The sequence below is a fragment of the Paenibacillus sp. 102 genome (assembly GCF_039549175.1).
In the GTDB taxonomy this organism is placed as follows: domain Bacteria; phylum Bacillota; class Bacilli; order Bacillales; family Bacillaceae_G; genus Bacillus_A.
Genome location: NZ_JBCGHT010000005.1, coordinates 20,325 through 32,796, shown reverse-complemented (window position 1 = coordinate 32,796; position 12,472 = coordinate 20,325). Strand labels below are relative to the sequence as shown.

The window sequence follows — 12,472 nt, the reverse complement described above, 5'->3', positions numbered from 1 at the left end:
AGATGGAGGGAAGGGAGATTTCCATTTAGATGTTTTTTTACTCTGCGTGTGTTAAATCGGTCACCCAAACCTTATAAACAAATGAATCTGTAATTACCGTTTCTTCTGTGTGAACGATGAAATTAGGAACAGAAGCTAAGAAAAATGACAGAGCGTAAGCAATCTTATAGTCGGGTGTTATATACCCGTCAATTGTTCTTCCGCATATTTCGTTTGCGATCGAGTCAGCCCATACTTCAGATTCCCTTAGTGTGTCAAAAATAACATCTTCACTTTTCCATCTAATATCCATATCAAAAGCACCTTTCTAAAAGGGATGATTTATCCATAACTATCCTATTATCATTTAACCTTTGTTACTTGTTTCCTTGAAAGTAAGAAGATTTTTTTATTTGTGTTGTAGTTTCTCTTAAAGAGGGGGAGAGGATTTATTAAAAAAGACCCCTTTCATACGAAAGGAGTCCGCTTCATTTATAAATTAAAACATACTAGAACTATGCATTGGTTGCAGTTTTGCGTTTGGATCGAAGTAAGCTTTTGCATTGTTTACTGCTGTTGGTGCTTCACCAAATCCACATGCAATCAGTTTTACTTTTCCTTCATATGTACAAATATCACCAGCTGCGTAAATACCAGGGATGTTTGTTTCCATTTTAGAGTTTACAACGATGCTATTCTTTTGAATGTCTAAGCCCCAGTTTTTAATTGGACCAAGAGAAGAAACAAAGCCATAGTTTACGATGACATCATCAACGTCAATCACAACTTTTTCTTCCGTTTTTACATGCTGCAATACAACTTGTTCGATTTTGTCTTCGCCAATTAATTCGACTGGAACGTAAGGTGTTTTTACATCTGCGCGAGAGTTCATTAAGTTTTCTACGCTGTGCTCATGAGCACGGAATTTATCACGGCGATGAACGATGGTTACTTGTTCAGCGATAGGCTCTAACATCATTGTCCAGTCCACTGCAGAGTCGCCGCCACCAAATACAATGACACGTTTCCCAGCGAATTTATTCATATCATCAACGAAATAGTGTAGATTTTTCTTCTCGAATTTTTCTACACCTTCTAATTCTAAACGGCGTGGTTGGAAAGCTCCGTTACCAGCTGTAATAACAACAGACTTAGAATAGTGTGTTTCTTTATTTGTTACAAGCTTAAATACGCCATCCGCTTGCTTTTCAAGGGTATCAACTGCTTCTTCTAAGCAAACAGTCGGTCCAAACTTTTTCATTTGTTCCTTTAAATTATCAACAAGTTCTTGCGCGCGTACTTTCGGGAATCCGGCTACGTCGTAAATATATTTTTCAGGGTATAGTGCGGATAATTGTCCTCCAAGCTGCGGTAAGCTTTCAATAATTTTTACACTGGCCTGTCTCATTCCGCCATAAAACGCTGTGAATAATCCAGTTGGACCTCCACCGATAATCGTTATGTCGTAAACTTTTTGATTTTCTGTCACTATTTATTCCCCCTCTAGATGGAATTTTGATATTGATTCCATATATTGTTCATATGTATACGGAAATCCTGCAAATAAGGTTACACTTTACAATAAATGATATCATATTTTAGTTTAGAATACTGCAAGAAATGACTGAATTATATGTAAGCTTGTGCATAGTTAAGTTAAAAATGTATAAAATATACCAACTAGGAAAATACATGAAAAAAAGGTTGGAAAACCCTTGAAAACGCTATGTTATTTTAAAATATTGATAATTCGCTAGGTGCTTGAATTATGAAATGAAACCGACTAATATAGGAAAGTATTATGTTAATTTTTTATGACAAATTTCGTAAGATTTTTTGAATACGTTTTGTTATGCTTGAGAATGTGAGGAATTCCACATTCTTGACAAAGTAAGTGTTTAACACTTTGGTCTTATTTTTCATTACTATTATATAAAGAAAAGGGTTGTGATTGAGTGAAAACTCCAAAAATCGTAGTTTTAGGTGCAGGTTATGGCGGGATGATTACGACTGTTCGTCTGCAAAAAACATTATCTGTAAGTGAAGCTGAAATTACGTTAGTAAACAACAACAGCTATCACTACCAAGCAACTTGGTTACATGAAAGTGCAGCTGGCACATTACATCATGATAAAATCCGTCTCGACATTCAAGACGTTATTGATACAAATAAAGTAAACTTTGTGCAAGATACAGTTGTAGAAATTAAAGCAGCTGAAAAACGCGTTATCTTAAAAAATGCTGAGTTAGAGTATGATTACTTAGTAATCGGTCTTGGCTTCGAATCTGAAACATTTGGTATTAAAGGATTGAAAGAGCATGCATTCTCTATTACTAACATTAATGCAACGCGCCAAATTCGTGAGCATATGGAATACAAGTTCTCTCAATATGCGACTGAAAAACGCGATGAGTTAGTAACAATCGTTGTTGGTGGTGCAGGATTTACAGGTATCGAGTATGTAGGTGAGCTTGCAAACCGTATTCCTGAACTTTGCAAAGAGTACGATGTTCCACGTGAAAAAGCACGTATCATTTGTGTAGAAGCTGCTCCGTCTGCACTTCCTGGTTTCGATCCAGAATTAGTTGAGTACGCTGTAAAACAGTTAGAGAAAAAAGGTGTAGAATTCCGCATTGGTACAGCAATTAAAGAAGCAACTGAAGAAGGGATTTTAGTTGCAAACGGTGACGATGTAGAATTACTTAAATCTGAAACTGTTGTTTGGGCTGCTGGTGTTCGCGGTAACGGTATTGTGGAAGAGTCTGGTTTTGAAGCAATGCGTGGACGTGTAAAAGTTGATGAGTATATGCATGCTCCAGGTCATGAAGATGTATTCATGGTTGGTGACGCAGCGTTAATCATTAATGAAGAGATTAATCGTCCATACCCACCAACAGCACAAATTGCAATTCAACAAGGTTACAATATCGCACATAACTTATCTGTGTTAATTCGCGATAAAGGTGAAATGAAGAAATTCGTGTTCGATAACAAAGGTTCTGTATGTTCATTAGGACATGATGATGCAATGGGTGTTGTTATGGGTAAAAAGTTAACGGGTTGGAAAGCTTCCTTCATGAAGAAAGTAATCGATAACCGTTACCTATTCTTACTTGGTGGACCTTTATTAGTTCTTAAAAAAGGTAAATTGAAGTTCTTTTAATATATAAATACAAATGGAAAAAAACTTTCTTTTTTGATGGAAGAGAGCATCCAGCCATGCGTAGAAGCGGTCAGATCCTTTTTCAGCCCCATGCCATGTTAAAACAAAGGGAGTAAAGGAGTGGAGATCCACTTTTATTTTCACATCTGTGTTTTATATGTTGGAAAATCAAAAGATATATATAGTAGAAAAAAGCAGAAACGGCTAGGAGTCGTTTCTGCTTTTTGTGTAATACAAGATTTTCTTGAATTTCTATTTCATCGTACATTCAGTGTATAAGTAGAAGTTCTTTTTGAGCGAAAAGCAACAAAAAACCAAATGATGTTTGTGATTATTACCGCTGTGCAAACAATGATGACTCCTAAGAAAGAGGAGGCGTTATAGTCACTTGCGAGCATTATAATACATACGACTGCAAGTATCACAAGATTTATGAATATCCCTATACCGCAAAGAATAGCCATAATGAATCGCATTGCATTCACTCCTGCGATATAAAGAAGTAGAGGTACGCTATAAAATAGTAGAATCGTGCCGATTGATTTCCACATGCCTAAAGAGTTAAATTTATTTGCATTAGGTCCAAAATCAGCAAGTGGTGAAAGCGAAGGAACAACTAAGACAGCGCAGAAGAAGAATGCGGAAATTAATGTTACAAATACAATACTGGATTTTTTTGATTGATTTCTCATTTTGCTTTTTACTCCTTTCGCAATGAATAAGTGTGATGTCAAGGAAGAATTTTGAAGTGATTCGAGACCCTTTTATAAGTGATTAAATTCCCTATATTAACATTATATCAAATATATGGAATGTATAGAAGGATAGAAAGAAACGTAGTAACTGAGGAACAAGGAAGATTATATTATTCTCACTGAAAAATATAGTATAATACATAGAAAAGAATGAATATTCTGTTCGTTTAATCGGAAGGGGTTTTGCATCATGGGGAAGCGTGGGAAAGTTTGGCTAGCTGTAAGCGGGCTAGTAGCGACAAAAGATGGGAGATGGCTCTTCGTTAAGAAAAAATATAGCGGATTAAAAGGGAAATGGTCATTACCAGCGGGCTTTGTCAATGAAGGTGAAACCATTGATGAAGCTGTAAAACGTGAAGTTTTGGAAGAGACAGGCGTTACTGCACATGTAAAAGGAGTGATTGGTATTCGCTCTGGTGTCATTCGTGATGAAATTAGTGATAACATGATTATTTTTCTATTGGAACCAGAAGGAGAAGAGGTTACTGTTCAAGAGGAGGAATTGTCAGAAGTCGCATTTTTAGATCCGAAAGATATTGCATATGATCAAAATACTTCTATATTAATTCGATATTTATTAGAAGGGAATACAGGACCAATTCTTGGGGTGAATACGACACTAAATCCAGGAGAGCAATTTGGATATACAGCGTATCATGTGTTTACGGCGGGAGAGAAGGAGATGGGGAACAATTGAGTATACCGGTACTACTTATTTCAATGATGTTGTTTTTTATTTTGTTTTTTGGAATTGGATTTTTGCTTAACATGATTTTACGTGCTACTTGGGTGATGGTTATCATTTATCCGATTGTTTGTATGCTGATTATTAATAAAGCAAGTGTCTGGGACTACTTTTCAAAACCGAAAGAAACATTTTCCTCATTTGGAACAAGTGCCTCGCATCTTGGACAAGCAGATCTTTTTATCTTATCGACAGGGTTAATTGGGGCCGTTTTAGCAGGAGTTGTTATAAAAAAGCTTCGAAAAAGTGGTTATCAAATGTTCTAGTCTCCAGTTTACTGGGGATTTTTTTTCTGCATATTTCTTTATCGTATAGGGAATGATGAACGATGAAGGAGTGTGGAATATAAAAATGTTAAAACGTTATGGTACTCGCATTATGATGACTTGTTTACTGGTAGCAGCATTATGTGTGACATGGCAAGCATTCACTGGGGTTTCTATAGTAGAAATTGTAAAAATATATCAAGAAAGCGATGTAAAAGAAGTACATGCGGCAGAAGTAGAGCAACAAGTTGCTCCGAGTAAAGAAGTGATAAATGCGTTAGAACAGGGAAGAGACTGGTCTAAATATCGCGTAATGGAAATGACAGCAACTGGCTATACGTCAGGGATAGAATCAACTGGTAAAAGACCCGGACACCCGGAGTATGGCATTACATATTCAGGTGTAAAGGCAAAAAGGGATATATATTCTACAATCGCAGCTGACTTACGTGTGTTTCCAATTGGGACCATTCTTTTTGTACCAGGTTATGGATACGGTGTGGTAGCAGATAAAGGCGGGGCCATAAAAGGAAATAGACTTGATTTATATTATGATACTGTTCAAGATGTATATAGTGAGTGGGGCAAGAAAAAGGTAAATGTATATGTAGTGAAAATGGGAAACGGTAAGTTAACAGAAGAGCAGTTAACGATGCTGAACCAAGATGAAACGTTACAAGTATTTCGCGGTCAATATTTGAAACAGAGATAGTCTAGTGGAATTAACACTAGACTTTTTTATTTGTCCTGGTTCACAATATATAAATCCAAATGAAAACACTAATATCAAACCATTCTTTTTAGGTGGGCGAGAGCATCCGGCCATGCATAGAAGCGGTCAGTGCCTTTTTTAGCCCCATGCCATGTGAAAACAGAAGGAGAAAAGGAGTGAAAGTCTCTTTTTGTTCTTCATAGCACAATTTATATGTTAGAAAATCAAATTGGATTTATATATAAGAAAAAGGGGTGGGGAAGTGGAAGACTATCCATTGGCGTACTATGAATTTTTTGTGAATTATAATGAGGGAGATTATTATACATGCCACGACTTATTAGAAGAAATGTGGTTGGAAGAGCGGAGTAACTTATTTTTAAAAGGTTTATTACAAATGGTAGTCGCCCAATATCATTACAGCTATGGAAATATAAAGGGAGCCCGAAGTATGATGGAAGTGGCGGAGCAATATTTGACGCCGTACTGCCCTTTGTATTGGAGTTTAGATGTGAGCGAAGTTGTGGCATTTATTCAAAAGTGCCGGAAAGTAATACCTGAAAAGATAGAGAAAGTTCCATACGAACAAATACATCATTTGCCGTCATTACCGGGGCTGATTCTATATATGAAGTGAAAGAGAAGTTAGAATTATCGCATTTTAGGAAAAATACAGTTATAATGAAAATAGAGAAATCTAGGGGGGTTGAACATGTTTCAAGTACAAAAAGAATTAGCAAGCCATGAAGCAGTCATCGTTGCTTTATTTGAAGAAGAAAAAGTGAGTAGCTTTGTACAGGAATTAGACAAAGCATTTGAAGGACAATTACAAATTTTATTAAAAGAAAAAGAGCTTTCTGTAAAGAAAAAAGCCATTTCAAAAGTACATAGCTTAGGAAAAACAAATGTAAAACGTTATTATTTTGTCGGTCTTGGCAAAAAAGAATCATGCTCAACAGAAACGTTACGTGCTTCACTTAGTAAAGCATTTAAAACATTAAAAGCTGACAAAGTGCAAGAAGCTGCGATGTTACTTGATTCTTTCGTAACAGATAAGTTAGACGCAATCGATGTTGCGCATATTGCAGCAGAAGTATCCTGCCTAGGTACATATGATTTACAAACATATAAAACGGAAAAAAAAGAAAGTGTCGAGTTAGAAAACTTTGCGGTTATTACAGCAGAAGATGAAAAAGAAATCGAAGCTGCATTAACAGTAGGATATGTGCATGGACGTGCTACAAATTCAGCTCGTACACTTGTAAATATGCCGCCGAACGTATTAACAGCAACAACACTTGCAGAGTATGCAGTTGAATTAGCTGAGAAATACGATATGGATTATAAAGTGCTTGAGAAAGAGGAAATGGAAGAGCTTGGTATGGGTGCATTACTTGCAGTAAACCAAGGTTCTACAGAGCCACCAAAAATGATTGCTCTTATTTATAAAGGAAAAGAAGAGTGGACAGATGTAATCGGATTCGTTGGAAAAGGGATCACATATGATACAGGCGGTTACTCTCTAAAACCACGCGAGGGCATGGTAGGAATGAAAGGTGATATGGGCGGCGCTGCAGCAGTTCTTGGTGCAATGGAAATTATCGGTGAACTTCGCCCAGAGCAAAACGTAGTCGCTGTTATCCCATCAACAGACAATGTCGTGAGTGGTACAGCATTTAAACCAGATGATGTGATTACATCTATGAGCGGTAAAACAATTGAAGTATTAAATACAGATGCAGAAGGCCGCTTAGCATTAGCTGACGGTATTACGTATGCGAAGAAACTTGGTGCAAACTATCTTATTGATATTGCAACATTAACAGGCGGAGTTATCGTTGCGCTTGGAAATCATACAACAGGTGCAATGACAAATAATGAAGTACTATATGAACAAGTATTAGAAGCATCGATGGAAACGGATGAACCAATTTGGCAATTACCGATTTTTGAGCGTGATAAAGAACGTGTTCGTAACAGTAAATTTGCAGATTTAAATAACTCACCAGGCCGCGAAGGTCATGCAGTAATGGCTGGAACATTCCTTGGTGAGTTTGCAGAAGAAACACCATGGGTACATTTAGATATCGCTGGAACTTCTGATACAACGAGTGCACATGATTTAGGACCAGCAGGAGCAACAGGTGCAATGGTTCGTACGCTTGCGACACTTGTTGAACGTTTTGGAGAAGAATAAGAAGTTTTAGAAAAGGCAGCGTAATTCCGCTGCCTTTTCTTCATAGAGAAATAGTATATAAGGTTCCATTTAAAGCAAAGGATGTGCGACCTGTTTCTTCAGAGACAACTAATATGAGTGCATCGCTTTTTTCTGATAAACCAATTGCAGCTCGGTGACGTGTTCCTAGCTTTGAATCAATTTCTATGCTTTTCGTTAGAGGGAGAATGTTTGCAGCTGAAATAATATGGTTTTCTTTAATGAGAACAGCTCCGTCATGAAGCGGATTACCTGGATAAAAGATAGATTCCAGCAGTGGAACGGTTAAATACGCTTCAAGTTGTGTTCCTGTTTGAATAAGGGAATCAAGTGAATCATTTCTTTCTACAACAATTAATGCACCATGTTTTCTATCGCCTAAATGTTGAATTGCTGTTGTAATGGGAGCATACCCTGATGTATAGGGCGATAAATATGCCTTTAAATAATAAGTAGCTGCCAGTGTTTGAACATTACTTAGCAAATGGTGGATTTCTTCCATTTTACACAAAATACACTCACCGTCTTGTTCAACAGTTTGCTTCATATCACGTAATTCGGTCTCTACAACTTCAATCATTTGTTTCGTTTTTATTTTTAACTCTTCAGATAATCCCCATTCTTCCATTTTTCTCACCTTTTTGTTTGAAGTATATAAATCCAAATAAAAACTAACATCAAACCATTCTTTTCAGATGGGCGAGAGCATCCAGCCATGGATAGAAGCGGTCAGTGCCTTTTTAGCCCCATGCCATGTAAAAACAGAAGGAGAAAATGAGTGAAAGTCTCTTTCTGTTCTTCATAGCCACAATTTATATGTTAGAAAATCAAATTGGATTCATATATATATCGTTAGTGTGTGCAAATCATAACAGTAAAATCCTGTTAGATTTTAAAATATATTGAGATACTTGTCGTTTTTTTCATATAATGTAGTTATGACATGCGAGAGGAGATTAGAAAATGGATTGGAAACAAGAATACAGTCGCTGGCTATCCTATGCAAAATTAGATGCAGAATTAAAAGAACAGCTAGAAAATATGCAGCAAGATGAAAAGAAAATAGAAGATAGCTTCTATAAAAACTTAGAATTCGGTACAGGTGGTATGCGCGGGGAGCTTGGTGCTGGTACGAACCGTTTGAATGTATATACTGTTCGAAAGGCAACAAAGGGACTAGCGCACTTTATTGAAAAGTTAGGTGCAGAAGCGAAGAAGCGCGGCGTTGTTGTAGCGTATGATTCACGTCATAAATCACCTGAATTTGCAATGGAAGTAGCGGCAACTCTTGGCGCACATGGTATTACGACATATGTATTTGAAAGTTTACGTCCAACACCAGTACTTTCTTTCGCAGTTCGTTATTTACATACAGTAAGTGGAATCGTTCTTACGGCGAGTCATAATCCACCTGAATATAACGGCTATAAAGTGTATGGAGAAGATGGTGGGCAATTACCACCAAAAGAAGCGGACGAGTTAATTGATTACGTAAATGAAGTAGAAGATGAATTAACAGTCGAAGTTGCTGATGTAGAGCAATTGAAAGCAAATGGTTTATTACATATCATTGGACAAGAAGTAGATGATGCATACTTAGCAGAGTTAAAAACAGTCATCATCAATAAAGAAATGGTCCAAGAAGTTGGGAAAGATTTAAGAATCGTCTTTACACCACTACATGGAACATCTAATATTCCAGCACGCCGTGGCTTAGAAGCAGTTGGATTTACAGATGTAACGGTTGTAAAAGAACAAGAGTTACCAGATCCAAATTTCTCAACAGTAAAATCACCAAACCCAGAAGAGCACGCAGCATTTGAACTTGCGATTCGCGATGGGGAAAAAGTAGGTGCGGATGTGTTAATCGCAACAGATCCGGACGCAGACCGTCTTGGTGTAGCTGTTCGTAATCATGCTGGTGAGTACCAAGTGTTAACAGGAAACCAAACAGGTGCTTTAATGCTTGATTATTTATTATCACAAAAGAAACAAAACGGTACACTTCCAGAAAACGGTGTTGTATTAAAAACAATCGTAACTTCTGAAATCGGTCGTACAATTGCGAAAGCGTATGGATTAGATACAGTAGATACGTTAACCGGATTTAAATTTATCGGTGAAAAGATTAAGCAGTATGAACAAAGTGGACAATATGAATTCCAATTTGGCTATGAAGAAAGCTATGGCTACTTAATTCGTCCATTCTGCCGCGATAAAGATGCAGTGCAATCTGTACTGTTCGCTTGTGAAGTAGCAGCATACTATAAATCACAAGGCAAAACGTTATACGATGGTTTATTAGAAGTGTTTGCGAAATACGGTTTCTTCCGTGAAGACCTTGTATCGTTAACATTAAAAGGAAAAGATGGTGCAGAAAAAATTCAAGAAATGATGGCATCATTCCGTGAAAATCCGCCAAAAGAAGTAGCCGATTTAAAAGTAGACGCTGTAGAGGATTATAAAGCAAGCATCATTACATCACTAAAAGATGGAAGCAAGGAAGAGATTCACTTACCGAAATCAAATGTGTTAAAATATCAATTAGCGGATGGTTCTTGGTTCTGCTTACGTCCATCTGGAACAGAGCCGAAAATCAAGTTTTACTTCGGTGTAAAAGATGATTCCTTACAAAATAGTGAACAAAAGTTACTCGCTATTAAAGAAGATGTTATGAATCGTTTATAATAAAATAGATCGTCATTTCCAGTAGTGGAAGAGAAAAGGGGAGAACGGAGAACGACCTCCTCTTTTCTTGTGTATAGAAGAAATCCGCAAGAAAAAGAAATGATGTGGTATACTTTCTGTAACATTTCGATTACTAAGGGCGGATTAGTAAATTTCGTATATGAGTAAAGAAATATTAATGTAAGAATTAAGAAAGAAAAGAGGGTATTTGTTATGAAAAAAGTAAGAAAAGCGATTATTCCCGCTGCGGGATTAGGAACTCGTTTTTTACCAGCAACAAAAGCAATGCCGAAAGAAATGCTTCCAATTGTAGATAAGCCAACGATCCAATATATTGTAGAAGAAGCGGTGGCATCTGGAATTGAGGATATTATTATCGTTACAGGTAAAGGAAAACGCTCTATTGAAGATCATTTTGATAATGCATTCGAGTTAGAACAAAATTTATTAGAGAAGAAAAAATATGAGTTGCTTGAAAAAGTACAAGCTTCTTCTAAAATGGTTGATATTCACTATATCCGTCAAAAAGAGCCAAAAGGATTAGGGCATGCAGTTTGGTGTGCGCGTAAGTTCATTGGTGACGAGCCATTTGCTGTTTTACTAGGTGATGATATTGTTCAAGCTGAAAAACCATGTTTACGTCAATTAATGGATGAATATGATAAAACACTTTCTTCTGTTATTGGTGTGCAAACAGTTCCTGAAGCAGAAACACATCGCTATGGAATCATTGATCCGCTAGAACAAGAAGGACGTCGTTACCAAGTACGAAAGTTTGTTGAGAAACCAGCGAAAGGCACAGCGCCTTCAAACTTAGCGATTATGGGACGCTACATCTTAACACCTGAAATCTTTATGTTCTTAGAGCAGCAGCATATCGGTGCTGGTGGTGAAATTCAACTAACAGATGCAATCCAAAGCTTAAATGAAATTCAACGTGTATTTGCTTATGACTTTGAAGGAAAGCGTTATGATGTTGGAGAAAAATTAGGCTTTGTTCAAACGACAATTGAAATGGCACTTCAGCATGAAGAGTTAAGAGATGACATGCTTGTTATGATGAAGAAGATTTTAGAAGAGCAAATGAAACAAGAGTCTTAATGTGAAAAAGAGTTACTCCATACGTTGGAGTAACTCTTTTCTTCATTATGATAGCATAAGTACAAATTGAAAAGACAACACAAAAGCTATCTTTTTAGGTGTAAGAGAGGATCCGGCTATCCATATAGAAGCGGTCAGTGCCTATTTCTGCCCCATGCCACGTGAAAACAAAGAGAGAAAATGAGAGTGTAGATCAGTCTTTGTGTTTCATAGCTGTAATTTATATGGCAGATACCAAAATGTTCTTATATAGAATGAGAATGCTGATAAGCAGAACGACGAACTGCATAATATATACGAGGTGCAATGATAGCGCAGATAATTGTAAAGATAATATCTTTAACCGCAAACCACATCATAATTGCCCAAGCTGCTTTGTAACTCATATTTCCACCCATCCAGAAGTTTACAGCCGTATACATATAAGTCGTACCAATGATATACGTTAAAATAATGCCGGTAAAAGATGCAATTGCGAATGTACTGAACTGTGGCTTTTCTCTTTGTTCTACTAGTTTTCCTGATACGTAAGTAACAATAATAAATGCGATAATAAAACCACCGGTAGGATCTAACAGTGCCCCAAACCCAGCTTTGAAATTCGCAAAAATTGGTGCTCCTGCAACTCCAACAAGCATATATACAGTCATAGATAGAGCACCAAGTCTACTTCCGAGAAGAAGACCAGCTAAAATTGCGAAAAATGGTTGCATAGAAAGTGGAATACCAGCTACTTGTAAAAATGGTGCCCAAGATACGATATTTGCACCGATTGCCATGAGTGCAACAAACATGGCAGCTAGTACTAAATCTAAAGCACGTAATTGTTTCATAATGTTAACCTCCT

General features: G+C 37.0%; 13 protein-coding genes. 8 read left to right on the top strand and 5 right to left on the bottom strand.

The genetic code is table 11. From position 1 onward, the window contains the following. Positions 1-37: 37 nt before the first annotated feature. Together AAIE21_RS14050 and AAIE21_RS14045 are read right to left on the bottom strand one after the other, a co-directional pair. Complete coding sequence (locus AAIE21_RS14050) at positions 38-286, bottom strand: hypothetical protein (RefSeq protein WP_343267561.1); 249 nt, start codon at positions 284-286, stop codon at positions 38-40. 192 nt (positions 287-478) lie between these two features. After that, on the bottom strand, positions 479-1,468 hold the full coding sequence (locus AAIE21_RS14045; RefSeq protein ID WP_343267351.1) for an NAD(P)/FAD-dependent oxidoreductase: 990 nt from the start codon (positions 1,466-1,468) through the stop codon (positions 479-481). A 466-nt stretch (positions 1,469-1,934) separates the two neighbouring features. Between AAIE21_RS14045 and AAIE21_RS14040 the strand changes: the two genes are divergently transcribed. Then, the gene (locus tag AAIE21_RS14040; protein WP_343267350.1) at positions 1,935-3,143 is read left to right on the top strand and encodes an NAD(P)/FAD-dependent oxidoreductase; all 1,209 of its coding nucleotides are present in this window, start codon (positions 1,935-1,937) and stop codon (positions 3,141-3,143) included. Positions 3,144-3,400: 257 nt separating this feature from the next. Here the strand turns inward: AAIE21_RS14040 and AAIE21_RS14035 are convergent, their stop codons facing one another. Further along, the gene (locus tag AAIE21_RS14035; protein WP_343267349.1) at positions 3,401-3,835 is read right to left on the bottom strand and encodes a DUF5391 family protein; all 435 of its coding nucleotides are present in this window, start codon (positions 3,833-3,835) and stop codon (positions 3,401-3,403) included. Between the two features lie 253 nt (positions 3,836-4,088). Between AAIE21_RS14035 and AAIE21_RS14030 the strand changes: the two genes are divergently transcribed. The 5 genes from AAIE21_RS14030 to AAIE21_RS14010 all read left to right on the top strand — a co-directional run bounded on the left by AAIE21_RS14030 (position 4,089) and on the right by AAIE21_RS14010 (position 7,818). Continuing rightward, complete coding sequence (locus AAIE21_RS14030; RefSeq protein WP_343267348.1) at positions 4,089-4,595, top strand: NUDIX hydrolase; 507 nt, start codon at positions 4,089-4,091, stop codon at positions 4,593-4,595. Then, a complete protein-coding gene (locus AAIE21_RS14025) occupies positions 4,592-4,909 on the top strand; it encodes a YuiB family protein (RefSeq protein WP_343267347.1) in 318 nt (105 codons plus the stop codon). Before AAIE21_RS14030 ends, AAIE21_RS14025 begins: the two co-directional genes overlap by 4 nt. 85 nt (positions 4,910-4,994) lie before the next feature. Further along, on the top strand, positions 4,995-5,621 hold the full coding sequence (locus AAIE21_RS14020; protein ID WP_343267346.1) for a 3D domain-containing protein: 627 nt from the start codon (positions 4,995-4,997) through the stop codon (positions 5,619-5,621). A 262-nt stretch (positions 5,622-5,883) separates the two neighbouring features. Beyond that, complete coding sequence (locus tag AAIE21_RS14015) at positions 5,884-6,258, top strand: DUF309 domain-containing protein (protein WP_343267345.1); 375 nt, start codon at positions 5,884-5,886, stop codon at positions 6,256-6,258. 75 nt (positions 6,259-6,333) lie between these two features. Continuing rightward, positions 6,334-7,818 (top strand): leucyl aminopeptidase, encoded by a 1,485-nt coding sequence (locus AAIE21_RS14010; RefSeq protein ID WP_343267344.1) that lies wholly within the window; start codon positions 6,334-6,336, stop codon positions 7,816-7,818. Between the two features lie 40 nt (positions 7,819-7,858). On the opposite strand, the gene cdaS is transcribed toward AAIE21_RS14010, so the two are convergent. Continuing rightward, positions 7,859-8,464 (bottom strand): sporulation-specific diadenylate cyclase CdaS, encoded by a 606-nt coding sequence (gene cdaS, locus AAIE21_RS14005; RefSeq protein ID WP_343267343.1) that lies wholly within the window; start codon positions 8,462-8,464, stop codon positions 7,859-7,861. A gap of 335 nt (positions 8,465-8,799) precedes the next feature. On the opposite strand from cdaS, the gene AAIE21_RS14000 reads away from it, so the two are divergent. Continuing rightward, the gene (locus AAIE21_RS14000) at positions 8,800-10,524 is read left to right on the top strand and encodes a phospho-sugar mutase (RefSeq protein ID WP_343267342.1); all 1,725 of its coding nucleotides are present in this window, start codon (positions 8,800-8,802) and stop codon (positions 10,522-10,524) included. A 213-nt stretch (positions 10,525-10,737) separates the two neighbouring features. Then, on the top strand, positions 10,738-11,625 hold the full coding sequence (gene galU / locus AAIE21_RS13995) for a UTP--glucose-1-phosphate uridylyltransferase GalU (protein ID WP_343267341.1): 888 nt from the start codon (positions 10,738-10,740) through the stop codon (positions 11,623-11,625). 245 nt (positions 11,626-11,870) lie between these two features. Here the strand turns inward: galU and AAIE21_RS13990 are convergent, their stop codons facing one another. After that, the gene (locus AAIE21_RS13990) at positions 11,871-12,458 is read right to left on the bottom strand and encodes a biotin transporter BioY (RefSeq protein ID WP_343267340.1); all 588 of its coding nucleotides are present in this window, start codon (positions 12,456-12,458) and stop codon (positions 11,871-11,873) included. Between the last annotated feature and the right edge of the window lie 14 nt (positions 12,459-12,472).